This is a genomic window from Tenacibaculum sp. Ill (assembly GCF_051938915.1).
GTDB lineage: Bacteria > Bacteroidota > Bacteroidia > Flavobacteriales > Flavobacteriaceae > Polaribacter > Polaribacter larymnensis.
The window spans coordinates 3,292,928-3,319,330 of sequence record NZ_JBPSCW010000002.1 but is presented as its reverse complement, the minus strand read 5'-3'; the positions used below and the strand labels follow the sequence as shown (position 1 = coordinate 3,319,330).

Genomic DNA, 26,403 nt, shown 5'->3' with positions numbered 1-26,403 from the left:
TTTAATTTAACTTGTAATTAATAAACTGTTCGTCTAAAGCCTTTAAAAATTCACTAGATATTTTAATCTTAGTAGTTCTACTCGGTAAGCTTAATTCTATTTTTTCTTCAGCGTCCCAAATGGTAAAATACAAACTTTGTGAGCCTTTGTTAGTAGCAAACAAGTGTTGTAGTTCTTTTATGGTATTATCTTTTACTTCTTTTAACGGAATTTTTATAGTAAGTTTCTTACACATTTTATCCATAATATCATGCAATAGTAAAAACTCATTAAAACCAACCCTAGGATCACCTTTTACACCTTCTTTATTAGTCCAGCCAGGTTTGATAGTAGTTTTGATAAATAAGAATGAATTAGGAACTAAAAAGTGTTTAAATTTTAAGTAATCTTCACCAAAAATTCTGAACTCAAAACTATCATTATAGTCTTCCATAGTAAATGCAGCCCACCCTTTACCTGCTTTTGAAACTCGATGCTGTACATCAGTGACAATTCCAGCAAAAGAAAGTCCTAAACCTTCATATTGAGCAATGTTTTTAAAATGTGCAAGTGAAGCGTTGCAAAACTTTAGCTCGTTTTTAAAATCATCAAGAGGATGTGCAGAAATATACATTCCCACTACTTCCTTTTCGCGAGCTAACAATTCCATAGTTCCCCAAGTTTCACATTCTGGAATTAAAGGTTCAGGTAAATCAACATCCGAAGCTTCTCCAAATAAAGATACCTGAGATGAATTCTGATTTTCTTGAAACTTGTTACCAAAGCGGATAGCTTTTTCTAAAAAAGTTTGCCCTTTCTCGTCCTTAACATAATACTGAGCTCTGTGAGTATTGTTAAAGGAATCAAATCCACCAGCTAATACTAAACCTTCAAAAGCTTTTTTGTTAGCAACACGTAAATCAACACGTTTCGCTACATCAAAAATTGAAGAAAAATGTCCATTTTCTTTACGTTCATCAATAATTGCCTTAACAGCAGAACCACCTACACCTTTAATAGCCGCCATACCAAAACGAACGGCACCATCTTTATTTACAGAGAATTTAGCATACGATTCATTTACATCTGGACCTAATACTTCTAACCCCATTCGTTTACATTCTTCCATAAAAAACGAAACCGTTTTAATATCGTTCATGTTGTTAGAAAGCACTGCCGCCATGTATTCGGCAGGGTAGTGGGCTTTTAAATAAGCAGTTTGATAGGCTATCCAAGCATAGCAAGTAGAGTGAGATTTGTTAAAGGCATAGGATGCAAAAGCTTCCCAGTCTTTCCAAATTTTTTCTAATGCTTTTTCATCATGTCCATTAGCTTTTGCTTGATTAACAAACTTAGGTTTCATTTTTGCAAGTACTGCCGCTTGCTTTTTACCCATTGCTTTACGAAGTACATCAGCTTCACCTTTGGTAAAATCAGCTAACTTTTGAGAGAGTAACATCACTTGCTCCTGATATACTGTAATTCCGTAGGTTTCAGCTAAGTATTCTTCCATGGCAGGAAGGTCATATTGAATTTCTTCATCCCCATGTTTTCTTCTAATAAAAGAAGGAATATATTCTAAAGGACCTGGACGATACAAGGCGTTCATTGCAATTAAGTCAGCAAAAACCGTAGGTTTTAACTCACGCATGTATTTTTGCATTCCGGGAGATTCGTATTGGAATATCCCTACGGTTTCACCACGTTGGAACAGTGCATAAGTTTCTTCATCATCAATGGGGAAATTTTCAGGATCGAGCTCTACACCATGACGTGCTTTTACAATTTTTACCGTATCCTTGATTAGGGTTAATGTTTTTAACCCAAGGAAATCCATTTTTAATAATCCAGCACTTTCTACTACTGAGTTATCAAATTGGGTAACATACATGTCAGAATCTTTCGCAACTGATACGGGTACGAATTTGGTAATATCATCAGGAGTAATGATTACTCCACAGGCATGAATTCCAGTATTACGAACAGAACCTTCTAAAATTCGAGCTTTGTTAATGGTTTCAGCTTCAAGTCCATTACCATTGGCAATAGCTTTTAGCTCATTAACCATTTCAATTTCTTCAGAACGAAGTTTTTCTTTTAATCCTTTCTCATCTAGAGAAAAGATCTTTTTTAACTTCATTCCAGGAATTAACTTAGCAATCCTATCTGCTTCAAATAAAGGTAAGTCAAGTACACGAGCGGTATCACGGACAGATGATTTAGCTGCCATGGTACCATAGGTAATAATTTGTGCTACTTGATTAGCTCCATATTTTTCAATTACGTAATCCATTACACGACTTCGACCTTCATCATCAAAGTCAATATCAATATCGGGCATCGATACACGTTCAGGGTTTAAGAAACGCTCAAAAAGTAAATCATATTGAATAGGGTCTATATTGGTAATCCATAAGCAATAAGCAACTACTGAACCAGCTGCAGAACCACGTCCTGGACCTACCGATACATCCATGTTTCTAGCTTCTCGAATAAAGTCTTCTACAATTAAGAAATATCCAGGGTATCCTGTTTTAGCAATTACATCGAGTTCAAAATCTAAACGTTCTCGAATTTTATCAGTAATCTCTCCATAACGTTTTTTGGCACCTTCATAAGTTAAGTGACGTAAGAAATTATTTTCACCTCTTTTTCCTCCATCTTCAAGATCTTTTTCATCTCTAAACTCTTCTGGAATATCAAAGGCAGGTAATAGTACATCACGAGCTAACCCAAAAGGTTCTATTTTATCTACGATTTCTTGAATGTTAATAATGGCTTCTGGTAAATCTGCGAAGAGCTTTTTCATCTCTTCGGTAGATTTAAAATAATATTCGTCATTAGGTAATCCATAGCGATAACCTCTACCTCTTCCTTTAGGGGTTGCTTGCTTTTCACCATCTTTTACACATAATAAAATATCATGAGCATTAGCATCTTCTTTGCCTAAGTAAAAAGTATTGTTAGTAGCGACAATTTTAACGTCGTGCTTTTTTGAAAATTCTAAGAGAGTTTCGTTAACAACTCTTTCGTCTTCTTGTCCGTGACGCATTAATTCGATATACAAATCATCTCCGAATTGTTCTTTCCACCAAAGCAGAGCTTCTTCAGCTTGAGTTTCACCAACATTTAATATTTTACTAGGAACTTCACCATATAAATTTCCTGTTAAAACAATAACATCTTCTTTGTATTGTTCGATAACTTTCTTATCAATTCTCGGAACGTAGTAAAAACCATCTACAAAAGCAATGGAAGACATTTTTGCTAGGTTGTGATATCCTTTTTTATTTTTAGCAAGTAACACAACTTGATACCCATTGTCTTTTTGACTTTTATTGGTGTGATCTTCACAAACATTGAATTCACAACCTACAATAGGCTTTAAAATACTCTCAGTAGGTTCTTCTCCTTTTTCTAAAGCTTCTTTATTGGCTGCTTCAGCAGCTTTGTTATGTCCAATAACTGCTTGTACGAAATGAAAAGCAGCCATCATGTTGCCAGTGTCAGTCATAGCAACTGCAGACATATTGTCTTTGGCAGCAGCATTTACAATATTACCAATTTGAATGGTAGATTGTAAAACTGAGTATTGAGTATGGTTGTGTAAATGAGCAAATTTAACGCCTTCAAGTTCTGCTAATCCTTCAGCGGTAGAAATTGTATTCGCTTCATCAGTTTCAGAAGACTTTCTCTTGCGAATTTTTTCACTTTCCTTTTTAAGGTTTAAGTGTTTAAGTCCTATTACTTGTATCGGATTTGGATTAGCTTCTGTATAACGCTGAAAATAATCTGAAGAAGCATCTAATTGCTCTTCTGTGTATTGGCGTAAACGAATTAACTCTAAGAAACATCGAGTGGTAGCTTCCACATCGGCGGTTGCATTGTGTGCTTCTCCAAAACCAGTTCCGAAAAGGTGGTTATGTAGTTCGGTAAGAGTTGGAAGTTTAAATTTACCTCCACGACCACCAGGAATTTGACATAGTTGTGCCGTATGCTCGGTACAAGTATCCAAAACAGGTAATTCTGTTAAATTGTTTTCAACACCTAAACGATGAAACTCACACCCCATAATATTGACATCAAAACCAACATTTTGACCGACAATAAACTTCGTTTTTTGTAATGCGTTGTTGAATAGTTCTAGCCCTTCACTTAACTGAATTCCTTGTTCGATAGCTAAATCAGTAGAAATTCCGTGAATACGTTCTGCATCGTACGGAATATTGAATCCGTCAGGTTGTATTAAGAAGTCGTTATGTTCAATTAAATTTCCTAATTCATCATGTAATTGCCATGCAATTTGTATGGCTCTAGGCCAGTTATCGGTATCGGTTATTGGAGCATTCCAGCTTTTAGGTAATCCAGTAGTTTCGGTATCGAAAATTAAATACATGGGCAAAAATTACTTATTGAAGTGTTTTGAATGAAAACAAAGTGTAAAAATACGAAGAATTTACATTGTTATTAAGAGAAGTTATTAACGAGTGTTTTTACTTAATGTAAAGGCTTGAATAGCTGATTGTAATCAGTAAAGAGATGTTAAGTGTAGGTTAATTTTAAAATAAAAATGAAAAAAAGTGATTGATAATCAATTAATAAGATTACATTTGTACTTTAATATAATATTTTTTACAATGAAAGAAGGAACAGTAAAGTTCTTCAATGAATCTAAAGGTTTTGGATTTATTACAGAGTCAGGATCAAACACAGAACATTTTGTACACGTATCAGGTTTAATCGATGAGATTAGAGAAGGTGATACTGTTGAGTTTGAACTTAAAGAAGGAAAAAAAGGATTAAACGCAGTTAGCGTTAGAGTATTATAATATACCTCATAATTTATTTTTCTTAAGAGCCTGTTTAACAGGCTCTTTTTTATTTTAATAAAAAATCTTTTTAGGTGTTATTTGAAAAATATTTTATAATTTTGCGCCCACTTATTACGAGATAATAAGATTTATTAATAACCAAGGTCGCGAACCTTAAAAATTAAAATTATGCCTGTAAAAATTAGATTACAAAGACACGGTAAAAAAGGAAAACCATTTTATTGGGTAGTAGCTGCTGATTCAAGAGCTAAAAGAGACGGTCGTTTCTTAGAGAAAATCGGAACTTACAACCCTAACACTAACCCAGCAACTATCGATTTAGATGTTGACGGAGCTGTAAAGTGGTTACAAAATGGTGCTCAACCAACTGATACTGCTAGAGCAATCTTATCTTATAAAGGAGCTTTATTAAAGAATCACTTAGCTGGAGGAGTAAAGAAAGGAGCTTTAACTGAAGAGCAAGCAGAAGCTAAATTTAATGCTTGGTTAGAGGAAAAATCAGCTAAAGTAGCTGGTAAAACAGAAGGTTTAGCAAAAGCGGAAGCAGAAGCTAAAGCAAAAGCTTTAGAAGCTGAGAAAGCTGTTAATGAAGCGCGTATAGCTGCTGCAACTCCTGCTGTAGAAGATAGCGAGGATGCTGCTGCTGAATCAGGTGCTGATAGCGAAGAATAAAAACTGTAGTACGATGATGCAAAAAGAAGATTGCTTTTATCTTGGCAAAATCGTTAAAAAACATAGTTTTAAGGGTGAGGTAATTATTAAGTTAGATACTGATGAACCCGATCTTTACGAAAATTTGGAATCAGTTTTTGTCGATTTAGGCAATAATCTGATTCCTTTTTTTATTGAAAAATCTTCCCTAAGTAAAGGAACTATGTTTAGAGTGAAATTTGAGGATGTTGATACTGAAGCTGACGCTGAAGCTATTTTACGTTCTGAAGTCTATTTACCATTAGATTTACTTCCTAAATTATCAGGAGATAAATTCTATTATCATGAAGTGATAGGTTTTAAGGTTATTGATGCTTCTTTTGGAGAGGTAGGGAATATAGTAAGTATTAATGATTCTTCTGCGCAACCTTTATTTGAAATTGATAGAGAGGGAAAAGAAGTTTTTATTCCTATGATTGACGATTTTATTAAAAAAGTAGATAGGGATAATAAAACTATAGAAGTTGAAACTCCTGAAGGGTTAATTGATTTGTATTTGAGTTAAAACACATACTCAAATACACAATCTTCTCCATTTTCAAAAACTTGCTGCATTCCAATAAACTCAAAACCTAGATTTTTTAATAGTTTTTGAGATTTTTCATTTTTAGGCATAGTCAAAGCTAATACTTTCTCTTGTTTGAATTTAGTACGGACGTATTCAATAATTAGTTTTGTGGCTTCTGTGGCATATCCTTTACCTCTTCCTTCAGGTAAAAAAGCGTAACCAATATCAATAAAATCTAACTTATCTCTTTGTAGTGCAGTTGAGGCTCCAATAGGTTTATTGGTTTCTTTTAGAATTACAGTAAAAAATCCCAAACCACCTAATTTCGAGTTTTTGAATAAAATATCTTTTAAGTAAACGCGAGTTTCTTCAATAGATTTTAAGTTTTTATCACCTATAAATTGAATCCAGTTTGGATCGTTAAATAATTGAAAATAAAAAGGGGCATCACTAACTAGAGCTTCTTTAATAATTAATCGTTCGCTTTCTAATAACATAGCCTAAATATAAATTAAAAATGTACTTTTGCGAAGCAAAAAAAGAATAAAATGAGTTTATTACAAGAATTACAAGATAGAAGCGGAAATCAATGTGAATTATGTGCGTCAAAAAGCGATTTGTCAATTTATGAAGTACCACCAATTTCAACAGGAGGAGTTGACGGTAGTTTATTGGCTTGTGCTACTTGTATTGAGCAGATTGAAGATGTTGATAAAACAGATGCTAATCATTGGCGTTGTTTAAATGATAGTATGTGGAGTGAATTTAGAGCAGTAAAAGTAGTAGCTTGGAGAATGTTACACCGCGTTAAAAAAGATGGGTGGTCGCAAGATTTGTTAGATATGATGTATTTAGAAGATGAGGAGTTGCGTTTTGCTGAAGCTACTGGGGAGCATTTAGATGAAAGTGAAAAGATAATTCATAGAGATGTGAACGGCGCTATTTTACAGGCAGGAGATAATGTAGTGTTGATTAAAGATTTAAAGGTAAAGGGTTCTAGTATGGTAGCTAAGCAAGGAACTGCTGTGCGTAGAATTTCTTTAGATCCTGAAAATGCTAAATATATTGAAGGTAAAGTGGGAGCACAAATTATTGTGATTATTACCGATTATGTAAAGAAAATGGCTGAAAAAGAATAGTTATGAAGTATAAACTTATATTAATTTTATTATTGTGTGGAATGGGTTCATTCTCTCAGAATAAAAAAATTAGCTTAGAAGTAAGTTATCCTTTAACAATAGATAATAATTTTATTGGGGGTAGGTCTGAAGGAGTTGTTGATTTTGGATTTAAATATAGGATAAAGGATTTTAAAATAGTTAATTTAGGTATAGGTATAAATGGTGGACTTCTAGTTGATGATACAGATAAGAGTAATTATCCACAAGATTTTGAGAGAACAATATATGCTATACAACCTAAAATTTTCTCAGAATTAAACTTGAGTCAATTAACAAAATTGCATCTTTTTGTAAATATAGGATACTCGTTTATGAAAATGAAACTAACTAATACTAATAATTCAGGCTCGGTAGATTTTTCTAAACTTTCTGATACTTTGAGAGGAATAAATGCTGGTTTAGGTGTTAGTTATGATATTTTGCCAAGAGTTTTTTTACAAGTTCAATATGATTTTTCCAAATTAAATTCTGGAAATTCACCAGATATAGATTACAATACAAATGTAAACCTCCTAAAAATGGGAGCAGGAATAAGATTTTAATAAAAAAGCTGAGTTTAATTCAGCTTTTTTATTTCTCTGTATTATAATACACTTTATAAAACTTCATTTTCTTATTTTCATCATACCCTTGTTCTAAGTATTCAGCAGAGGCATCAGGAGCATCTACATCAATTTTAATTTGAATATTGGTATCTAATTTAATTTCTGTTTTAAACTTACTTTTTTCCTTCTTTAAAACAACATCAGATACTTCAAAATTATTACGAATTAATACATCGTTCAACTTCTCAAAGTGTTGTTTATAATCTTCAAAAAGATCTTTATGCTTGTCTTCTTCAAAAACTTCATCTTTGAAACCGTGATAGTCTACGCTTTCATGTTCTTTAAAGTAATCAACAGTGTTAGCTAAAAAGTTACTTTGCTCTTGTTTTCCTAATTCAGGTTTTAAAACTTCTTCAGAAAACTCTTTACACATTTCTAGGTAGTTTTGAGTATGTAAATTACGATCATCAGCATATTTTACACTTAAAAAGTTTTTAATCCAGTATTGCGCATCGTATTGGTTGTTGTCTACAGATAAGACCACAGTTCCTTCTGCATCAGTAGAGTTTAAAATTAAACAACCCTTATCCAATCTTTTTGTTGAAATTCCTTTTTGAACTACTACATCAAAACTATCATCATCTAAATAGGTCTGAAAGAAATCTACTTTACTTTCAATTTTAAAAACCCCAACAGCTTCAGTTAAAACATCTTTATACTCAATACCTTCAAAATAGGCAACAATTACATCACCAGTTTTAATATTTGCTGAATTTGATTGTTCGTAAAGGTGATTAACAATATTTTTAGAATGTTCAATAAAAACCTCATTACTATCATCTTCAAAAATATCAGAACAATATTTATTGATTTCGTTTAGGCGTACATCCGCATGATGACTAAAACGGTAACTTTGCGTAACAGCCCCGAAAGGTTTTAATAAAAAAGGAAGTAATAATTCGTAGCTTTCTTCATCAAAACGAACTAAACTTTCTGAAAAAGCATTTTGTCCGCTATTGTATTTGTTAGCTACTTTGTGAATAATACACTTATTAATTTCGGTACGAGTTCTTTTAATCATCTTCTAAAAAATTGGAAGACAAAAATAGAAAAATTAAAGTTTCAATTTTAATTGTTCAGGTAACAATTTAAATGATTTTCGGTGGTAGGGAGTTGCACCAAATTGACGAATAGCTTCGCGGTGTTCTTTAGTAGGATATCCTTTGTTTTTTTGCCAATTATATTGAGGAAATTCTTGATGAATTTTCTCCATATACTCATCACGATAGGTTTTAGCAAGTACAGATGCAGCTGCTATACTCATAAATTTAGCATCGCCTTTTACAATGGTTTGATGAGGTGTTTTTTCAAAAGGGTTAAACTTGTTTCCATCAACAATAATAAATTCAGGTTTAACAGATAATTGTTCTATTGAACGATGCATTCCGGTAATAGAGGCTTGTAAAACATTAAGCTCATCAACTTCTTCTTGATGGATAAAAGAGACTCCAAAGGCAAGCGCGTGCTCTTCAATATAAGGTCTAAGCTTTTGACGTTTTTTTTCTGAAATTTGCTTAGAGTCGTTTAGTAGTTCATGTTGGAAATCATCAGGTAAAATAACCGCAGCAGCTACAACAGGTCCTGATAAACAGCCTCTACCAGCTTCATCTGTTCCCGCTTCCAATTTACAACCGCTATAATTTAATTGCAACATGCTACAAATTAACAGATTTCAAAGAAATTAATCGTGATTTTTGTCGTTAAATTATTTTACTTTTGTTGCTATGAAGAAAAATTTCTTAGTATTTTTTTGTTTGATAAGTGTTCAGGTGATTTTTGCCCAAATAAGAACAATTGATGGAGGCTTTGGAAGAGGTAGAGGAGGACTTAATCAAAATATGGATTCATTACCTGATAGTGAAATTAATGTAAAGCTTAGTGGAAAAACTAAGTATACCGATTATAAAATTATATCACACAAGAATGATACTACTATAGTAGATACCACATTAACAATTCAAAAAGAATATAAGTTTAACTTCTTAAGAAAAGATAATTTTGAATTACTAGCTTTCCATAATCAAGGGCAAACGTTTAATAACTTAGGGTACGATTTTACTAATATTTCAAAATTTCCAGATATAGGTTTTAGAGCAAAAATGTTCAATTATTTTGATATTGAAGATGTTAATTATTATCATGTACCCACACCTACAACAGAAATTATGTACCGTACTGGTTTGGAGCAAGGACAGGTACTAGATGCGCTTTTTACAACAAACTTTTCCAAACGTTTTAACCTAGCAATAGCATATAAAGGACTCCGTTCATTAGGTACTTATAGGCGCTCCTTGGTAAGTACGGGTAATTTTAGAGTAAGTTTTAGTTATGAAACTCCTAAAGGGCAATATGCAATTAGAGGACATGCTGTAAATCAAGACTTTTTTAATCAAGAAAGTGGAGGGTTGACAGAAACTTCTTTAGAGGCATTTTTAGCAGATGATCCTAACTTTAGCGGAAATAGAGGTAGGATGGATGTGAATTTGAATAGTGCCGAAAGTACTTTAGATGCTAAAAGATTGTATTTTGAACATACTTTTAAACTATTATCTTCAAAAGATAGTGTAAGTCAAAAAGATTTTTCTAATTTAAAATTGGGGCATTCATTTACTAGAGATTCTAAGTTTTATCGATTTAATGAAGGTACAGCTTCAGATATGTTTGGTAATGCAAATATTTCAAGTAACATAAATAACAAGACTATTTATTTGTTATACAACAATCAGTTCTTTATAGATTTTAACTCAAAATATGTATTAGGTAAATTTCGTGTAAAAACGGAATTATCAAATTATACATATGGATATGAAAATTTACAGAATAATACGGTTGGAATTACAAAGAATAAGCTGAAGGGAGATGCAATTTCTTTTGGAGCTGATTGGAATGGAAGAATTGGAAACTTCCATGTAAATGCTTCTGGAAATCTTACACCAGGAAGTGGACGTTTATCTGGAAATAGTTTATCTGGAGAAGCTTTTTATAAGAAAGATAGTGTACTTACTGTAAAAGGTAGGGTAGGAATAAGTAACAAATCGCCCAACTTTAATTTTTTATTGCATCAAAGTAGTTATGATGATTATAATTGGGAGAATAATTTTTCTCAAATAGGAACACGTACATTGGGAGGAGTTATAGATTCTAAATGGGGAAATGCATCTGTAGATATCACTAACATTAGTAATTATACATATTTTGATGAAGATGGACAGCCACAACAATTTTCAGGAGATGTTAATTATTTAAAAGCAAAAGCCTCTAAAGAGTTTACTTTCGGAAAGTTTGCTTTAGATAACACTATAATGTATCAAAAAGTAGCAAGTGGAAATAGTGTGTTTAGAGTTCCAGAATTTGTTACTCGTAACACACTTTATTATACAGATGAATGGTTTAAAGGAAAACCTTTGTTAGTACAAATAGGAGCTACATTTAAGTATTTTTCAGAATATAAAGCGAATGCGTATAACCCTTTGTTAGCTGAGTTTACTTTACAAAACGATACGGAAATAGGATACCCAACAGTTGATTTGTTTTTTAATGCAAGGGTTCGTAGAACTCGAATTTACTTTAAAGCAGATAACATTAGTTCTTTTGTGCTTAAAAAGAATTATTTTTCAGCACCGAACTATCCGTATAGAGATTTTGTAATTCGTTTTGGGGTAGTGTGGAACTGGTTTATATAATATGAAAGAGAAATTACGACAAAACTGGAAGTTGTTTTTAATAGCAAGTTTAACTTTAGGTTTAGCACCTTTTAGACCACCACATATTGTAGGTAAACTAAAATGGATAGCAGGAGGAAATGCTTTTTCAGGAGAACATGCTATGCAATTTATGGATTGGTTTGATGTGTTTTTGCACGGAACTCCTTGGATACTTTTAATTGTATCAATTTTGTTACATGTTTTCAGGAAAATATAGTTCCATTTCGGGTAAAAAACGTCCTTTTATACTACTCTCTCGTTTACCAATTACTTCAAAACCATGTTTTAAATAAAACGCTTCTGAATTTGGATCTGATAAAACATTTAAAACAGCGCAAGAACCACTTATACAGGATTTTATTGCATGTTCTAGTAGCTTAGAACCTATACCTTGGTTTATAAACTTAGGAGTAACAAATAAAAAATCTAAAAAACTTGTTCTAATATTAGCTCGATATAAAACGTAAAAACCAGCTGTAATATCGTTAACTTGAAATTTATAAATATTACAACTGGCAAAAGTTTTAGGGGTGACTGTTAGGTCGTCTTTCCAAAGTTCCATTTGTTCTTTGGAGTATCCCCAGTATGCTTTTGAACTTATAGCAATTTCGGTTAATAAGTTAGCGTCTTGTATTTGAGCCTTTACAATCATAAAAAGAACCTCACAAATAGTGAGGTATAAATGTTATTATTTAGAAGCTAGTTGTTTTATTTTAATTCTAAATGCAGCAAAAAGTAACGTAGTAAACGGGCTTAACCAGTTAAACATAGCATAAAAAGCGTAATCTATTACAGGAACACCTAAAACTCCTGAATGATAAGCTCCGCAAGTATTCCAAGGGATTAAAACAGAAGTAACAGTACCTGAGTCCTCTAGAGTTCTACTTAAGTTTTCAGGAGCTAAACCTTTGTCCCTATAAGCTTGCGCGTACATTTTTCCTGGTACTACAATTGCTAAGTATTGATCAGAAGCAGTAAAGTTTAAACCAATACAAGTTGCAACTGTACTAGCAAATAACCCGAAAACTGAATCAAATAAGCTTAACATAAAGCTACTAATCTTAGCTAAAGCTCCTATAGCATCCATAACTCCACCAAAAACCATTGCCAATAAAATTAACCAAACTGTTCCAAGCATTTTTTTCATTCCTCCAGCAGTGAATAAATCTTTTAATACTTCATTATCTGTAGCTACTGAAGTTTCAACAGTTATTGCTTGCATTATTCCTTTATAAGCAGATTCAAAATTTAATTTTTCGACTCCTGCAATTTGAGCTACTACATGAGGTTGAAAGATTAAAGCAAAAGCACCACCTAAAATTGTCCCTGCCAATAGAGCTATTAAAGGAGGTGTTTTTTTTATGATAAGTATAATTACAAGTATAGGAACTGCAAATAACCAAGGAGTAATGTTAAATGCTTTGTTAATATCGTTTAACATTAATTGTGTGTTAGCTTCACCAGTAGTTGTTTGTGTAAAACCAAGAATAATGAAAAATATAATAGTTACAACAAAAGTAGGTACTGTAGTATAAGCCATGTATCTTATATGTGTAAATAAATCTGTACCAGCCATAGCAGGAGCTAAGTTTGTGGTGTCAGACATTGGAGACATTTTATCTCCAAAGTATGCTCCTGATAAAACTGCACCAGCGGTCATTCCCAGAGAAATGCCTAATGCTTCACCAATTCCTATTAAGGCAATACCAACTGTTGCTGCAGTAGTCCAAGAGCTACCAGTGGCGATTGAAATTACAGCGCAAATAATTAAGCAAGCAACTAAAAATATGGTAGGGTTTAAGATTTGCAAACCATAATAAATCATTGAAGGTATAATACCGCTTATTAGCCAAGTTCCTGCTAAAGATCCTACCATTAAAAGTATTAAAATAGCACCAGCGGTAGACTTAATGTTTTCGGCTACCTCTTCAATCATTCTTTCATAGGATACTTTATTTTTAAAACCTACAATAGCTGCAACAGCTCCTCCTAATAATAAAATAAATTGATTGCTTCCACTTAAAGCGTCGTCTCCAAATACGAATACATTATATGCAAGCATACCAATTAGAGCGAAAACAGGAATCAAAGCTTCCCATATGCTTAATTCTTTATTTTGAATTATTTTTTGATTTTCTATTTCAATTTCAGATAGGTTTTTGTCGTCTTGCATGTGTGGTTTTTTTCGGCTTGTAATGTTACGACTTTGTTGAGAATTACACAAATCGAATTAGTTTGCTGTATTCTTTAGAAAAAATTGAATAGAAGCGCTTGAAAAGCAAAAATGTCATTTCTAAAAAGTAAAAGATAGGATATGATTTCTGACTTTTTAGAAATGACAAACTGAAATTAAAAGTAAATATACTTTATAATATGCCTATTTCTTTCATACAAGCATTCATCATTTGATAAGTGCGCTCTATATCGTTGTCTAATCCAATAGAAAAACGAATCAAACCATCAGTTAATCCCATTTCTTTTTGCTCTTCTAAAGGAATTTCTGAAGATGTTGAAGTACCAGGAGCGGAGAATAAGGTTTTGTAAAAGCCTAAACTTACAGCTAAATACCCTAAGTTTCTTTCTTGCATTAGCTCCATTAAAGCGTTAGCTTTCTCTAAAGAACCTGTATCTATAGTTAACATTCCTCCAAAACCGTATTCTTCATTCATCATCGATTTGAAAACTTCGTGAGAAGGATGTGATTTTAACCCGGGGTACACAGTTTTTAACCCGTCAGCTTCAAATTTTTCAGCTAAATAACTAGCATTTTTACTGTGTTGTTTTATACGAATATGTAAAGTTCTAAGGTTTTTTAAGATAGAGGCAGCTCTCATTGAATCCATAGAGGCACCTAATAACATACTTGCGCCATCAATTACACTTTTTTGAGAATTGATAAAATCTGTAGTCCCACAAATAACCCCTCCCATAGTATCTGAAGAACCATTGATGAACTTTGTTAAGCTGTGAATAACAATATTAGCTCCCAATTGAGCAGGTGAAATTGATAGTGGAGAAAATGTATTATCAACAACTAATTGTAAATTATGTTTTTTAGCTAAGATTGATAGTGCTTTAATATCAGCAACTTCTAATAATGGGTTACTTACTGTTTCACAGTATATCATTTTGGTTTTTGGTGTAATAGCAGCTTCTACCACACTTATTTTTGTAATATCAACAAAAGAAGTCTCTATGCCCATTCGAGGTGCGAAGTTCTTTAAAAAAGCATAAGTTCCTCCGTAAATAGTTCTGCTTGAAACAATATGATCTCCAGCTTCGCAGATTTGTAAGATGGTAGGAGTAATAGCTCCCATACCTGTAGCAGAAACATTAGCAGTCTCAGTTCCTTCCATAGCTGCTAAAGCTTCGGATAAGTATAGGTTTGAAGGAGATGAGTGACGAGAGTATAAATAACAACCATCTGTATTTCCTTCAAAAGTATCAAACATTGTTTTTGCTGATAAAAAAGTATAAGTTGAAGAGTCTGATATAGATGGGTTAACACCACCAAATTCTCCAAAATATTGTAGGTCTTGTATGTTGTTTGCAGGTTTAAATTTCATAATTGATTAAGGTTAATTATTAGTAGACTACTAAATTCAGTTTTAATTGTTTAAAAATCAATAAGAAGTGTGTTTTATAGATTATTATGCTAATTTTGTGTCTGTAATTGGTTTTTTATTTGGTAATAGTAGTGAAAGGTGTAATAAATGTAGATTTTTTTTCAGATGAAATTAGATAAGATAGATAAGAAGTTACTGGGGTTACTTCAAACAGATAGTAAGCAAACGACAAAACAACTGTCTTTACAGTTAGGATTGTCTGTAACTGCGGTTTATGAGCGCATAAAAAAGTTAGAAAAAGAAAAGGTTATTAAGCAATATGTTGCTTTGGTGAATAAAAACAAAATTGAAAAGTCATTTTTAGTTTTTTGTCATGTTCAGTTAGAGAAACATAATAAAGATCATATAGCAGTTTTTGAAAAGGAAGTTAATAGGTTAGAAGAAGTAACAGAATGTTTTCATGTAAGTGGAGACTACGATTATATTTTAAAGGTTTATGTGAAGGATATGGATGCTTATCGAGATTTTATAGTAAATAAACTTACTGCGTTAAAACATGTTGGGAATACTCGAAGTGTTTTTACGATTGGTGAAGTTAAAAATTCAATAGCTATTGCGTTATAATATATCCTGTTGATTTTTATAAAAAGAATCTGCTTGTAGCTTCATAAGGTTACGAGCCATTTTTTGTTTGTAGTTGTATAGTTCTTCTTCTGTTTTCAAATCAGAATATACTTTGTTGTTGAGATCTATATCAGTTTGTAAAATAGCTTCTCTTTGATGTACTTGTTGTAGAATCCAGGTTTTTACTTGTGATTCATGATTTTCTAATTTGTAATCGTACTCGCTTTTTGAACTGATGAGTTTTGCAAAAATAGGAGCTGTTTCTATAGCTAAAAATAAAAGGAAAATGAAAAAAGAAGGTAGCCAAGGCAATTTGTTTAAAGCATTAACACGAGCCATTAATCCATCAAAGTTAGAGATAATAGGCTGTGTTTCACTTTCAGTTTCTTTTTGTAACTGAGTTAAATTACTAATAGCCTCTTCTTTGGCTTTTATCTTTCCAGAATTATTAGCTTTTAATTGAGTTAATTCCTGTAAAGCTTTATCATGCTTGTCTCTCTTTTCTTTATAAACAGGACCTTTACCGATGAGTTTTGTTCCTTTTCTTCCTTCTGCTTCGGCAATGTAGGTCTCGTATAAAGTATTAACTTTATTTTCTTTAGTGGTAATTTCGTTTTTTAAAGCGGTAATTTCTGAATTGATTTTTTCTATTTCAGGAGCGTATTGTTGTGCAATTTGTGTTTTATTGTCAAGTGTCATCTGGTTTTTCTCAGTCAACAATACTTGGTTGATTTCCTTTTCAAAAATCTTTAACTCTAAAGGTTTAGAAATTACCACAGCGATAATCATTGCAAGTAATAACCTAGGAAGTACTTGTATAATTTCTTTTCGTTTTGACTCTCTTTTTTTTATGGTTGAAACAATAAATCGATCTAAATTAAAAATGAGCAGTCCCCAAATGATCCCGAAGAAAACGGATGTATATATATTGTCAAAAACAGTGTACAAAGCGTAAGCAGAAGCAATAGTTGCCATCAGAGCAGTAAAGAAAACAGTAGCACCGATACCTGCATATTTGTTTTGCTCTCCATTAGCACATTTTTCTAGCAAATCTAAATCAGCTCCAGAACAAAGAAGGAAAAAACGTTTTAACATAAAGTAAGCTTATAGTTTAATAACGAGTGATTTAGGGTTTTGTTACAAAAAAAAGCCTCATTTAAGAGGCTTTTAACAAAATTAGTTTTTTATAGTTATCGGTTTGTCTGAAAGTTTAAAAACAGCTTTACCATTTTTATTCCAATTATGTAAATTTATTGAGTTGTCAGATTCTAAAAGTTTTATAGTTTTTTTGTAACTTATTTTCTTACCGTTGTAGTAATATTCAGAGTTATTGTCTTTGTGTTTTTTGATATATTCCAAAGGAGAGATTGGTTCTGGAGGTGTTCTCATTCCTTTTTTAACTCTAATATGAGGAGGTGGAGGAGGAATACGTGAAACATCACCTTTTTTTACTCTAGTAGGAGGTGGTGGTATGTTTGATTCTTCTCCCATCCTAACTACTGGAGAATTTGGAGTTGGTGGAGTTCTCCTATAAACTCTTTTCTTAGGTGGAGGAGGTGGGGGAAGTTGCTTTCTTTCCTCTAAGGTAAGGTCATCATATTTTTTTTGTATTGTACTTCCATCTTCATAAGTGTATACCACTAATGTTCCTTTAGAAGATTCTCCTTTTAAATTTTTGGCACTATTTTTTACTTGTATAGATACAGGAGCTTTGTCAGTATCTTTTTTTTGTGCTTCAACTCTTTCAGCAAAGAGAAAAGTGAATCCTGCTAGTACTGGTATTACCGCCAGTTTTTTAAGCAAAATTTTGGTACGAGAACTTTGTTTTGTCATCATTAATAATCTTTTTTTAGTTAATAAATAATTCAAATTACTGGCCAAGTAATATTCGTCGTTCCAAGTAGCTCTATTTAATAGTAAATATTGATACTCAGTAGTGTTTTTATGTGTAGTGATCACTTTGTTGTCTGCTAAAAACTCATGATTTAATTTGATTGCTTTTTTAAGGAATATAAATGCTGGATTAATCCAAAAAATAATTTGTAAAAGTTCAATTAATAAGATATCAAATGTGTGCTTTTGCAATGCATGTGTTAATTCGTGTGTATAGAGTTCAGTTTCAATTTTGTTTGAATTGTATTCTTTTTTATTAATAAAAATATAATTCCAGAAAGTGTGTGGACTAATAGCATCATCTACTAAAACAAGCATAGTTTTTCCCTTTTTAATTTTTTGATGTCGTTTTATTTTTAAAAAGATGTCAAACAAGTTTTTTGTAAAACGGATTAATAAAATGATTGCTATAATTGCATATCCAACAAATAGATATTGTGTGTAGTTAATTTCTTCAACGGTATTTGCATTCATAGTTGAATCTGTAATTAAGGAAGCTGTTGCTCCTACAGTATTCGAAACAGTTTCTATATATATTTTATAAAAAGGAGCTACAAACGAAAACAATACACTGCCTAGTAAATAAAATCGGTTGAATTGATGCATTTTTTCTCGCTCTAGTATCAAATGATAAAAGGCAAGCAATAAAGCTAAACAAAGTCCTGATTTTATTAAATAAGTTACCATTATTGTTGCTTTTTAATTTGCTGATCAATAATCTTTTTTAAATCTTCTAGTTCAGAAACTGATAAATCTGTTTTTTCAGTAAAGAAAGAAGCAAATTGACTCGCAGAGTTGTTAAAGAAGTTTTTAATCAATCCGTTTACATGCTTGGAAAAATAGTCTGACTTTTTAACCAAAGGAAAATACTCTCTTGATTTTCCGTATAGTTTATAATCTACAAAACCTTTGTCCTTCATCCTTTTTAATAAGGTAGCAACTGTGGTTGTTGCAGGTTTCGGTTCGGGAAATTCAGCTAAAAGATCTTTCATAAAAGCTTTTTTCAATTTCCATAAATACTGCATTACTTGTTCTTCAGTTTTTGATAGTTGCATTTCTATAAAATTAACTCTACAAATGTAGAAATAAATTTTAATTCTACAAGTGTAGAGTTAAAAAATAAAGCAAAAAAAATAGCCTTGAATGAGTTTCAAGGCTATTTTGTTGATGTTATTGAGATAGAATTATTTTGATAACTCAGTAAAATATTGATAGAAATATGGAATGGTTTCAATTCCTTTAAGGTAATTCCATACTCCAAAATGCTCGTTTGGTGAGTGAATTGCATCTGAGTTTAATCCGAATCCCATTAAAATAGTTTTACTCTTTAATTCCTGTTCAAATAAAGCAACAATAGGAATACTTCCACCACTTCGTTGTGGAATTGGAGTAACTCCAAACGTTTCTTGGTAGGCTTTACTTGCTGCTTGATATCCAGTATTATCAATCGGAGTTACATATCCTTGACCTCCATGATGTGGTTTTACTACTACTTTAACCGATTTTGGAGCAATGCTCTCAAAATGTTTTTTGAATAATTCAGTAATTTCTTGCCATTCTTGTCCTGGTACCAAACGCATTGAAATTTTTGCGTATGCTTTAGAGGCAATTACTGTTTTGGCTCCTTCACCAGTATATCCACCCCAAATTCCGTTTACATCTAAAGTAGGACGAATTGAGTTACGTTCGTTAGTGGTATAACCAGCTTCTCCATGAACATCGTTAATATCTAAAGCGGCTTTATAGTCTTCTAATGAGAATGGAGCTTTTGCCATTTCATCACGCTCTTCACGAGATAATTCCTCAACTTTATCATAAAATCCAGGAATAGTAATATGATTGTTTTCATCGTGTAATGAAGCAATCATTTGTGTTAGAATGTTAATAGGGTTTGCTACAGCACCTCCATATAAACCAGAGTGTAAATCTCTATTAGGTCCCGTTACTTCAACTTCTACATAGCTTAACCCACGTAAACCAGTGGTAATAGAAGGAATGTCATTAGCAATCATTCCTGTATCTGAAATTAAAATTACATCGTTGGCAAGTTTTTCTTTGTTTCTAGGAACAAACCATGCTAAGCTTTCAGAACCAACTTCTTCTTCACCTTCAATCATAAATTTCACATTACAAGGTAAGTTTCCTGTATGTGTCATATATTCTAATGCTTTTACATGCATGTACATTTGACCTTTGTCATCACAAGCACCACGAGCAAAAATAGCTCCTTCAGGGTGTATATCTGTTTTTTTAATAACTGGTTCGAAAGGAGGAGAAGTCCATAAATCGATAGGGTCTGCAGGTTGTACATCATAATGACCATAAACTAATACGGTAGGTAAGTTTGGGTCTATTATTTTTTCTCCATATACGATAGGGTATCCAGGAGTTTCGCAAATCTCTACTTTATCACATCCAGCTTTTTCTAAACTTTCTTTAATGGTATCAGCAGTATTTAATACATCTTGATTGTATGCTGGATCAGCACTTACTGACGGAATTTTTAATAAATCGATAAGCTCATTAATAAAACGATCTTTATGTTGAGCTATGTAATCTTTTACGTTTTGCATGTGTTGTATATTAATTAGCATCAAAAATAAGAAAAATAGTATACTTCTTCTTTGTAGTTTACAAGTATTGTTTATATTTGCATCCACAATTTCAAAAGTACGCGGGCGTGGTGGAATTGGTAGACACGCTAGACTTAGGATCTAGTGCCGTGAGGTGTGAGAGTTCGAGTCTCTCCGCCCGTACTAAAAAAACAAAACCTTAATTCGTAAAGAGTTAAGGTTTTTTTTGGTATTGAAATTTTGTTTTTTAGTTGATCGGTAATTAGATTTTTAGCTCATCAAATAACTCGATTAATTTTTTATCAGAAGGTCTAGGAGCGTAAGAACTTACAATTTTACCAGAAGGATCGATTAGAATAAAATGAGGAATTCCTTGTACTCCATATTCAGTGATAAATTTTGAGTTCCAGTTATTGTCTGCCATTAATTGAACTCCCGTTAATTGTTTGTCTCTAATCATTTGTTTCCATGCATCATGATCTTTTTCTGTATCAATAGAAATACTCACAAATTCAATATTCTTATCATGATATTTCTTTTCTACTTCTTTTAAAAAAGGAATTTCTGCTTTACATGGTTGGCACCAAGTGGCCCATATGTCAATATATACATATTTTCCTTTTAAGTCAGTTAAGGAGGTTGCTCCACCTGTATTGTTTTCATAGTCTACAAATATTGGAGATATTTTTCCTTTTGTTAATTTTTGAATTTTATTAAACTGTTTTGTTAATTGTTCTTTTAAAGTTTCATCTGTAGAAAGTTCTATGATTCCATTGTACAGTTCTTCTGCATTTGGATTGCTCACAGATACTTGACGAGATAAATTAGCAAGTAAATTATTGCTAATAACTTTACTTTTTGATTCTTTAATTAGTTGTAAAGCTGCGGTTTCAAATGAAATGTTTTCTTTTTCAGATTTTTCTCTAGCTGAAGTGGAAAAGTTATAGCCTACTATACCTTTGTAGGTATTGAATAATTTATAATGCTCTTCATTATTGAGGTCTAAACCTTTTAGAACATTAGGAAAAGATTCAGAAACTTTAAAATTTTTATTTTTTGTAAAATAACCATGAGCAGGTTGGTATTTTATTACATGGTCAATATATTCGTACTTTATATTTGCTTTTTCTTGTTCTACAAAATCAGGAGGTAAGTTTGCTAAAGATTTTTCTAAGGTGTTTTTTTGTTCGTCCATTTTAGCTAAGTAAGCCTCTTCATTTAAAGAATAAAGTTCTGGAGTTGTTCCTGTTTTTTCTTTAATTAAAAATTTTTGAGCTATAAAATTATTGACATCACTACCTTTACCATTATATATAATACTTTCGTCAAACTCTTTTGCGTCCATATTTAGACGAAGGTCATAACCATCTTTTAAAAACATAGATGAAGATTCTTTTCCGTCACTAAATTTATAATATCCATTGGTGTTAAAAATAGTGTCGGAGAAAGTTCCATTCTCAGAAACTTTAATTTCTCGAACAATTTCATTGGAACTGTTTTTAATTGTTAAACTTTTACTATTAGCGTTTTTAATAGTTCCTGTAAACAATGTGTAGTTAACATGTTTTGATTTGTTACAAGAAACAATAAGGGTAATTAAAATACCGAAAAGTAGTTTTTTCATAGTGTAATTTTATTTAAAGTTTTTAACTTTTTTTCGTAATAAAAGTATAAAAAATATTCGATTGTCTCTTCGGTTGGTGTTTGATAGTTAATATGTTAGTTTTTTTTATGACTAAGTATTGGATGTTAATATTTTAAATATCTTTAGCATAAAAAAGATACTTTTATTTTGATAACTACACTACTTATAATTTTATATATAGCTATTATTGCTACAGTTGCTGTTATTATTATTAATACTTCAACACCACCTAAAGCGATAGCTTATTTGTTTTTGCTGATTCTGTTTCCTGTAGGAGGTATTATCATTTATTTAACAGTAGGAATAAATCATAGAACTTATAAACTTTACAATAAAAAGCTTGAAGTAGATAAGAGTATTTTCTTTGAGCTTAAAGAAAAACTCAAAAACTATACTGAAACAACGTTATCAACTTCCAAAAGTCATTTAGGGCATTTTTATAACCTAACTAAGTTTATACACAAAGAAAATGTTTTAACAAATAATAATAAAGTTAGTTTACTTTTAAATGGAGAACGTAAATTTCCTGAAGTTATTGAAGCTTTAAAAGCTGCTAAAAACCATATTCATATTGAGTATTATATTTATCAAAATGATACTATAGGAAATGAAATAGGAAAGGTTTTAAAAGAGAAGGCTAAACAAGGAGTTAAAGTGCGTTTTATTTACGACGATTTTGGAAGTAAGGATATTCGAAAATCGTTTGTAAAATCATTGATTGATAGTGGAGTGGAGGCATATCCTTTTTACAAAATTAAATGGTTATTGTTAGCTAATAGAATTAATTACCGAAATCATAGAAAAATTATTGTTATAGATGGTAAAGTTGGTTTTGTAGGAGGTGTTAATGTTTCTGAAAGATATATCAATCCTAATAAATTTAATTGTTACTGGAGAGATACACATATAAAAATTGAAGGGCTTGCTGTTTTAAACTTACAACGAGTTTTTTTAGCAGATTGGAATTTTTGTGCTGATCAAAACGTTATTGTTGAAGAAGAACTTTTTCCTGTAGGAAACCAAGAAAAAGAAAGTGAGGATAAACAATTGGTACAGGTAATTTCAAGCGGACCTGATTCTGATCACCCAGATATTATGTATGCACTTATTCAAGCAATATTGTTATCAAAAAAAGAAATATTAATTACTACTCCGTACTTTGTGCCTAGAGCTTCTTTTTTAGATGCTCTTAAAATAGCTAGTTTAAGTGGGGTTTCTATAAAGTTATTGGTACCAAGTATTTCAGATTCGAAATTAGTAAACGGAGTATCAAATTCTTTTTATAAAGAAGTTTTAGAGATAGGAGTGGAGGTGTATAGATATAAAAAAGGATTTGTACACGCAAAAACTATGGTATTTGATGAGTTAGTTTGTTCTGTAGGGACAGCAAATTTAGATGAACGTAGTTTTGATTTAAACTTTGAAATTAACGCGTTGATTTATGACAAAGATTTTGCGAGTCAGTTGAAAAAAGCTTTCTTGGAAGACTTAAAGGATAGTGAAAAAATAGAATTAAATCAATGGAATAATAGACCTGTTTTAATACGTTTTACAGAAAGAGTAGCTAGATTGTTAGCTCCTATTTTATAGTAAAACTTAATAAAAATAGCAGTAAAACTTCTCAAGGATAAGAAGTTTTACTGCTGTATATTCAACAAAAAGAGCTTTCTTAAATTATTTTATTCTTTAATTATAAACATGGATCTACGATTTAGCTGATGTTCGTCTTCACTACACGTAGTTTGGTTATTACATTTGTTAATAAGTTCCGATTCTCCATATCCTTTTGCAGTTAACCTGGTTATATCAATTCCTTTTTTAAGAAACCAGTCTAAAGTAGCTTGTGCTCTATTTTCAGATAATCTTGAATTGTATAAATCATTACCTCTAGAGTCAGTATGCGATTCAATATGAATTTTTAAAGTAGGATACTCTTTTAATGCGGCCAGAATTTTAGCTAATTCAATTTCTGCATCAGGACGAATATTAGATTTGTCATAATCAAAATAGATAGGTTGTAACGTTAATCTACAACCTAAATCATTTGGAGGACACGGGTCAGAGAGTTCTAAAGCTAAAGGCATGTTTAGCTTAATTGGCATTTTTATAGTTTTAGGATTGTTAGGAGTTTCTATAACCTTTTCTTTTGGATGATACTTTTCTTTCTTTGCCCTCAAAGTATACTGTTCTTGACAGTCTAATAGAAAAGTAAAAGTAGCATCATTACCAACAGTAACTGTTTTTACTTCTTTATTGTTACTATCAATTAAAGTAACTTCTGCATTTGGAATTAATTCGCCAGTATTTTTATCCATTACAGGTCCTTGAATTGTAATTTCACAACGTTCCCAAATTTGATAAATATCGTCGCTCTTGCTTCCTTCTTTACCATCACGATTAGATGTAAAATATCCTATTCTATCTTCTTTTATAATGAAGCCGAAATCGTCTTTTGGACTGTTTATGGGGTCTCCAAAAGTAGAAACTTCTCCATGAGAGTTTTCTTCTAGGTTTGTTACAAAAATGTCTAAACCTCCCATACCTGAATGCCCATCACTTGAGAAATATAGGTTGTTTTCATCACTTACAAAAGGGAATGTTTCTCTTTCAGCTGTGTTAATTTTGTTTCCAAGATTTACAGGACTTGTATAAATATCTTCACCTAAGATTTTTACATACCAAATATCAGACATTCCCAAGCTACCGGGCATGTCAGAAGAAAAGTAGAGTTTATCTTCGTCAGGACTAAGAGTTGGGTGTCCAACAGAATAGTTATCACTATTAAAAGGAAGTTCTTGTATGTTTTCCCAAGAATTTCCATTTCTGGTAGCTTTGTATATTTTGAGTCTAACTACATGGTCTCTATCTCTTTTCTTTTTACCATTTAAGTAGTTGTTTCTAGTAAAATACATTGTATTTCCGTCTTTTGTAAAAACAGCAGTAGACTCATGATAAGGAGAGTTAACATTTTTGTTAAAAGCTTTTACTTTTCCAAAATTCATGTCTTTATCTAATGATACCTGATATAAGTTTAAGAAAGGTTGTTCATCCCACCCTGCAAGCTCATCGGTTTGTTCTTTTGATAAAGATGGATTTTTTCTACTTGAAGCAAAGACAATATTGTCACCATAAAAAGCTGGTCCAAAATCAGAATATTCTGTATTAATAGGAATTTTTTCTATTTCAAAAAGTTTGTCATGTACCCCTTTTTTAAATAAAGTGTCAGCAACATTTTTATAAGAATCTAAAGAAGTAATTTTGCCTCCTTTAAATCTATATATTTCCATGAGTTTTTCAGCTTCTTCAGGTTGGTTAATACTTTTTAAACATTGTGCAGCTCTAAAATAATCAATAGTAAGGGCTTCGTTTGGAAACCTGTCTATTAAATTGTAATACCATTTTGCAGCTTTTGAATAATCACTGTTAAAATAGTATGTGTTTCCCAGCTTTCTGTAAATTTCGGCTGATCCGTAGTTTTTTTCAACAACTTTTAAATAGATTTTTCTAGCGTCTATAAAGTCGTAGGTGTTATACTTAGTGTTTGCCTTTTCAACCAGTGCTATTTGAGCAAAAGTAGCAGAGCTTATAAAGGCAAATAAAAAGTAAAAAATTAAATAATGCTTTTTCATGGTATTAAAATTTTAGAAGAATCTTGGTGTTAGTATGCGTTCAGGATTATTGAAAATATCAAACGTTAAGAAGAATTCGTATGAACCATTACTGTGATCTTCAATATCGGTAGTTTGAAAGTCATAACCCATTCCTAAGAATAACTGATTAGTTATTTGAAATCCTGCCATGGCGCTAATTGCAGCGTCCCATCGATAAGAGGCTCCAAGGGTAAATTTATTATTGAATAGAAAATTTGCAGATAAATCAGCTTGTAAAGGGGATCCATTAACCCATTTAAACATAGTTGCAGGTTTAAGTTTTAGGTTTTCACTAATATCAAAAACATAACCAGCTATTAAGAAGTAGTGTAAACGCTCTATAGCTATAGCATCTTCATTACTGTTATTAGCACTGTCTGAATTATAATGTTTGGAATTGAAAAAGTTAGGTACTGATAATCCTAGGTAGAGCCTGTCATTATTATAGTAAATACCTGCGCCTATTTGAGGTTGCACTTTTTTATCAATATTTTCTGCAAATTGCCAATCGTTATCATCATATATGTTTAGTTTAGAGTAGTCTACATCAAGTATACTTAGTCCTCCCTTAATCCCGAAAGATATTCTTGAGCGGCCTGATAAAATTAAGGAGTAGGCATAATCTATTGTAATACCTGTTTCGTTAGAAGGACCTATTTCATCATTAATAATAGAAAGTCCTATTGCGTTTCGTTTTAAGGTACCTAAAGGCATATTAAAAGTAAAAGTCCCTGTATTTGGAGCACCTTCAAATCCAGCCCATTGTGTTCTGTATAGTAAACCTAAACCAAGAGCATTTTTTGAACCAATATAACCTGGGTTTACAACTTGAGTGTTATACATGTATTGTGTATACTGTGGGTCTTGTTGAGAAAAACACACATTTACACTAATAATTATTAATAGTAATATAGAATAATGTTTCATTAGGT

23 protein-coding genes and 1 tRNA gene are annotated in these 26,403 nt (G+C 31.8%); 10 read left to right on the top strand and 14 right to left on the bottom strand.

Features of this window, described 5'->3' with window-relative positions:
- Position 1: 1 nt before the first annotated feature.
- Positions 2 to 4,375 (bottom strand): DNA polymerase III subunit alpha, encoded by a 4,374-nt coding sequence (dnaE, locus tag ACTPNM_RS15620; protein ID WP_440122723.1) that lies wholly within the window; start codon positions 4,373 to 4,375, stop codon positions 2 to 4.
- Between the two features lie 241 nt (positions 4,376 to 4,616).
- Here dnaE and ACTPNM_RS15615 point away from each other — a divergent pair, with 241 nt between their 5' ends.
- From ACTPNM_RS15615 to rimM, 3 genes are all read left to right on the top strand, one after another.
- The gene (locus tag ACTPNM_RS15615; protein ID WP_028891302.1) at positions 4,617 to 4,808 is read left to right on the top strand and encodes a cold-shock protein; all 192 of its coding nucleotides are present in this window, start codon (positions 4,617 to 4,619) and stop codon (positions 4,806 to 4,808) included.
- 171 nt (positions 4,809 to 4,979) lie between these two features.
- On the top strand, positions 4,980 to 5,483 hold the full coding sequence (locus ACTPNM_RS15610) for a 30S ribosomal protein S16 (protein WP_274639487.1): 504 nt from the start codon (positions 4,980 to 4,982) through the stop codon (positions 5,481 to 5,483).
- A gap of 16 nt (positions 5,484 to 5,499) precedes the next feature.
- Positions 5,500 to 6,027, top strand: a complete 528-nt coding sequence (rimM, locus tag ACTPNM_RS15605) for a ribosome maturation factor RimM (protein WP_440122842.1) — start codon at positions 5,500 to 5,502, stop codon at positions 6,025 to 6,027.
- Here rimM and ACTPNM_RS15600 read toward each other — a convergent pair.
- A complete protein-coding gene (locus ACTPNM_RS15600; RefSeq protein ID WP_440122721.1) occupies positions 6,024 to 6,527 on the bottom strand; it encodes a GNAT family N-acetyltransferase in 504 nt (167 codons plus the stop codon). The two genes, rimM and ACTPNM_RS15600, sit on opposite strands and share 4 nt — an antisense overlap.
- Positions 6,528 to 6,578: 51 nt before the next feature.
- Here ACTPNM_RS15600 and ACTPNM_RS15595 point away from each other — a divergent pair, with 51 nt between their 5' ends.
- Both ACTPNM_RS15595 and ACTPNM_RS15590 read left to right on the top strand, forming a co-directional pair.
- Positions 6,579 to 7,169 carry a PhnA domain-containing protein gene (locus tag ACTPNM_RS15595; protein ID WP_440122719.1) on the top strand — a complete coding sequence of 197 codons (591 nt, stop codon included), beginning with the start codon at positions 6,579 to 6,581 and terminating at the stop codon, positions 7,167 to 7,169.
- Between the two features lie 2 nt (positions 7,170 to 7,171).
- Positions 7,172 to 7,753, top strand: a complete 582-nt coding sequence (locus ACTPNM_RS15590) for an outer membrane protein (protein WP_440122717.1) — start codon at positions 7,172 to 7,174, stop codon at positions 7,751 to 7,753.
- 28 nt (positions 7,754 to 7,781) lie between these two features.
- On the opposite strand, the gene ACTPNM_RS15585 is transcribed toward ACTPNM_RS15590, so the two are convergent.
- Both ACTPNM_RS15585 and ACTPNM_RS15580 read right to left on the bottom strand, forming a co-directional pair.
- Complete coding sequence (locus ACTPNM_RS15585; protein WP_440122715.1) at positions 7,782 to 8,837, bottom strand: nucleoid-associated protein; 1,056 nt, start codon at positions 8,835 to 8,837, stop codon at positions 7,782 to 7,784.
- 33 nt (positions 8,838 to 8,870) lie between these two features.
- Positions 8,871 to 9,470: a ribonuclease HII gene (locus tag ACTPNM_RS15580; RefSeq protein WP_440122714.1), complete on the bottom strand. Its 600-nt coding sequence runs from the start codon at positions 9,468 to 9,470 to the stop codon at positions 8,871 to 8,873.
- Between the two features lie 70 nt (positions 9,471 to 9,540).
- On the opposite strand from ACTPNM_RS15580, the gene ACTPNM_RS15575 reads away from it, so the two are divergent.
- Together ACTPNM_RS15575 and ACTPNM_RS15570 are read left to right on the top strand one after the other, a co-directional pair.
- Entirely contained in the window at positions 9,541 to 11,499 is a 1,959-nt protein-coding gene (locus ACTPNM_RS15575) for a putative porin (protein WP_440122713.1), read from the top strand.
- A gap of 1 nt (position 11,500) precedes the next feature.
- Entirely contained in the window at positions 11,501 to 11,737 is a 237-nt protein-coding gene (locus tag ACTPNM_RS15570; RefSeq protein ID WP_121147866.1) for a hypothetical protein, read from the top strand.
- Here the strand turns inward: ACTPNM_RS15570 and ACTPNM_RS15565 are convergent.
- From ACTPNM_RS15565 to ACTPNM_RS15555, 3 genes are all read right to left on the bottom strand, one after another.
- Positions 11,714 to 12,172, bottom strand: coding sequence for a GNAT family N-acetyltransferase (locus ACTPNM_RS15565; protein WP_440122711.1), 459 nt, complete (start codon positions 12,170 to 12,172; stop codon positions 11,714 to 11,716). The two genes, ACTPNM_RS15570 and ACTPNM_RS15565, sit on opposite strands and share 24 nt — an antisense overlap.
- Positions 12,173 to 12,208: 36 nt before the next feature.
- Positions 12,209 to 13,693 (bottom strand): Na+/H+ antiporter NhaC, encoded by a 1,485-nt coding sequence (gene nhaC / locus ACTPNM_RS15560; protein ID WP_440122709.1) that lies wholly within the window; start codon positions 13,691 to 13,693, stop codon positions 12,209 to 12,211.
- A gap of 193 nt (positions 13,694 to 13,886) precedes the next feature.
- A complete protein-coding gene (locus ACTPNM_RS15555) occupies positions 13,887 to 15,086 on the bottom strand; it encodes an aminotransferase class I/II-fold pyridoxal phosphate-dependent enzyme (protein ID WP_440122707.1) in 1,200 nt (399 codons plus the stop codon).
- A gap of 165 nt (positions 15,087 to 15,251) precedes the next feature.
- On the opposite strand from ACTPNM_RS15555, the gene ACTPNM_RS15550 reads away from it, so the two are divergent.
- A complete protein-coding gene (locus tag ACTPNM_RS15550; protein WP_274639496.1) occupies positions 15,252 to 15,710 on the top strand; it encodes an Lrp/AsnC family transcriptional regulator in 459 nt (152 codons plus the stop codon).
- On the opposite strand, the gene ACTPNM_RS15545 is transcribed toward ACTPNM_RS15550, so the two are convergent.
- The 4 genes from ACTPNM_RS15545 to ACTPNM_RS15530 all read right to left on the bottom strand — a co-directional run bounded on the left by ACTPNM_RS15545 (position 15,705) and on the right by ACTPNM_RS15530 (position 20,176).
- Entirely contained in the window at positions 15,705 to 16,805 is a 1,101-nt protein-coding gene (locus ACTPNM_RS15545) for a DUF4407 domain-containing protein (RefSeq protein WP_440122705.1), read from the bottom strand. The genes ACTPNM_RS15550 and ACTPNM_RS15545 overlap by 6 nt on opposite strands.
- Positions 16,806 to 16,886: 81 nt before the next feature.
- Entirely contained in the window at positions 16,887 to 18,290 is a 1,404-nt protein-coding gene (locus ACTPNM_RS15540) for a M56 family metallopeptidase (RefSeq protein WP_440122703.1), read from the bottom strand.
- Entirely contained in the window at positions 18,290 to 18,658 is a 369-nt protein-coding gene (locus ACTPNM_RS15535) for a BlaI/MecI/CopY family transcriptional regulator (RefSeq protein ID WP_408028361.1), read from the bottom strand. Before ACTPNM_RS15535 ends, ACTPNM_RS15540 begins: the two co-directional genes overlap by 1 nt.
- Positions 18,659 to 18,787: 129 nt before the next feature.
- Positions 18,788 to 20,176: a dipeptidase gene (locus ACTPNM_RS15530; protein WP_440122701.1), complete on the bottom strand. Its 1,389-nt coding sequence runs from the start codon at positions 20,174 to 20,176 to the stop codon at positions 18,788 to 18,790.
- Positions 20,177 to 20,277: 101 nt separating this feature from the next.
- Between ACTPNM_RS15530 and ACTPNM_RS15525 the strand changes: the two genes are divergently transcribed.
- Positions 20,278 to 20,359: transfer RNA gene (locus tag ACTPNM_RS15525), tRNA-Leu, on the top strand.
- 79 nt (positions 20,360 to 20,438) lie between these two features.
- Here ACTPNM_RS15525 and ACTPNM_RS15520 read toward each other — a convergent pair.
- The gene (locus ACTPNM_RS15520; RefSeq protein WP_440122699.1) at positions 20,439 to 21,800 is read right to left on the bottom strand and encodes a TlpA family protein disulfide reductase; all 1,362 of its coding nucleotides are present in this window, start codon (positions 21,798 to 21,800) and stop codon (positions 20,439 to 20,441) included.
- A gap of 168 nt (positions 21,801 to 21,968) precedes the next feature.
- On the opposite strand from ACTPNM_RS15520, the gene cls reads away from it, so the two are divergent.
- The gene (gene cls, locus ACTPNM_RS15515; protein ID WP_440122698.1) at positions 21,969 to 23,411 is read left to right on the top strand and encodes a cardiolipin synthase; all 1,443 of its coding nucleotides are present in this window, start codon (positions 21,969 to 21,971) and stop codon (positions 23,409 to 23,411) included.
- A gap of 89 nt (positions 23,412 to 23,500) precedes the next feature.
- Here cls and ACTPNM_RS15510 read toward each other — a convergent pair whose 3' ends face one another.
- Complete coding sequence (locus ACTPNM_RS15510; protein ID WP_440122696.1) at positions 23,501 to 25,450, bottom strand: OmpA family protein; 1,950 nt, start codon at positions 25,448 to 25,450, stop codon at positions 23,501 to 23,503.
- A 12-nt stretch (positions 25,451 to 25,462) separates the two neighbouring features.
- Entirely contained in the window at positions 25,463 to 26,398 is a 936-nt protein-coding gene (locus ACTPNM_RS15505; RefSeq protein ID WP_440122694.1) for a PorP/SprF family type IX secretion system membrane protein, read from the bottom strand.
- Positions 26,399 to 26,403 lie beyond the last annotated feature (5 nt).

Coding starts and splice junctions, on each gene's coding strand:
- ACTPNM_RS15565 (WP_440122711.1), bottom strand. CDS start 12,172: ATGATTGTAAAGGCTCAAATACAAGACGCTAACTTATTAACCGAAATT.
- ACTPNM_RS15575 (WP_440122713.1), top strand. CDS start 9,541: ATGAAGAAAAATTTCTTAGTATTTTTTTGTTTGATAAGTGTTCAGGTG.
- ACTPNM_RS15555 (WP_440122707.1), bottom strand. CDS start 15,086: ATGAAATTTAAACCTGCAAACAACATACAAGACCTACAATATTTTGGA.
- ACTPNM_RS15595 (WP_440122719.1), top strand. CDS start 6,579: ATGAGTTTATTACAAGAATTACAAGATAGAAGCGGAAATCAATGTGAA.
- ACTPNM_RS15615 (WP_028891302.1), top strand. CDS start 4,617: ATGAAAGAAGGAACAGTAAAGTTCTTCAATGAATCTAAAGGTTTTGGA.
- nhaC (WP_440122709.1), bottom strand. CDS start 13,693: ATGCAAGACGACAAAAACCTATCTGAAATTGAAATAGAAAATCAAAAA.
- ACTPNM_RS15530 (WP_440122701.1), bottom strand. CDS start 20,176: ATGCAAAACGTAAAAGATTACATAGCTCAACATAAAGATCGTTTTATT.
- ACTPNM_RS15600 (WP_440122721.1), bottom strand. CDS start 6,527: ATGTTATTAGAAAGCGAACGATTAATTATTAAAGAAGCTCTAGTTAGT.
- ACTPNM_RS15570 (WP_121147866.1), top strand. CDS start 11,501: ATGAAAGAGAAATTACGACAAAACTGGAAGTTGTTTTTAATAGCAAGT.
- ACTPNM_RS15520 (WP_440122699.1), bottom strand. CDS start 21,800: ATGAAAAAACTACTTTTCGGTATTTTAATTACCCTTATTGTTTCTTGT.
- ACTPNM_RS15550 (WP_274639496.1), top strand. CDS start 15,252: ATGAAATTAGATAAGATAGATAAGAAGTTACTGGGGTTACTTCAAACA.
- ACTPNM_RS15510 (WP_440122696.1), bottom strand. CDS start 25,450: ATGAAAAAGCATTATTTAATTTTTTACTTTTTATTTGCCTTTATAAGC.
- ACTPNM_RS15545 (WP_440122705.1), bottom strand. CDS start 16,805: ATGTTAAAACGTTTTTTCCTTCTTTGTTCTGGAGCTGATTTAGATTTG.
- ACTPNM_RS15505 (WP_440122694.1), bottom strand. CDS start 26,398: ATGAAACATTATTCTATATTACTATTAATAATTATTAGTGTAAATGTG.
- ACTPNM_RS15590 (WP_440122717.1), top strand. CDS start 7,172: ATGAAGTATAAACTTATATTAATTTTATTATTGTGTGGAATGGGTTCA.
- ACTPNM_RS15610 (WP_274639487.1), top strand. CDS start 4,980: ATGCCTGTAAAAATTAGATTACAAAGACACGGTAAAAAAGGAAAACCA.
- rimM (WP_440122842.1), top strand. CDS start 5,500: ATGCAAAAAGAAGATTGCTTTTATCTTGGCAAAATCGTTAAAAAACAT.
- ACTPNM_RS15535 (WP_408028361.1), bottom strand. CDS start 18,658: ATGCAACTATCAAAAACTGAAGAACAAGTAATGCAGTATTTATGGAAA.
- ACTPNM_RS15585 (WP_440122715.1), bottom strand. CDS start 8,837: ATGATTAAAAGAACTCGTACCGAAATTAATAAGTGTATTATTCACAAA.
- ACTPNM_RS15580 (WP_440122714.1), bottom strand. CDS start 9,470: ATGTTGCAATTAAATTATAGCGGTTGTAAATTGGAAGCGGGAACAGAT.
- ACTPNM_RS15540 (WP_440122703.1), bottom strand. CDS start 18,290: ATGGTAACTTATTTAATAAAATCAGGACTTTGTTTAGCTTTATTGCTT.
- dnaE (WP_440122723.1), bottom strand. CDS start 4,375: ATGTATTTAATTTTCGATACCGAAACTACTGGATTACCTAAAAGCTGG.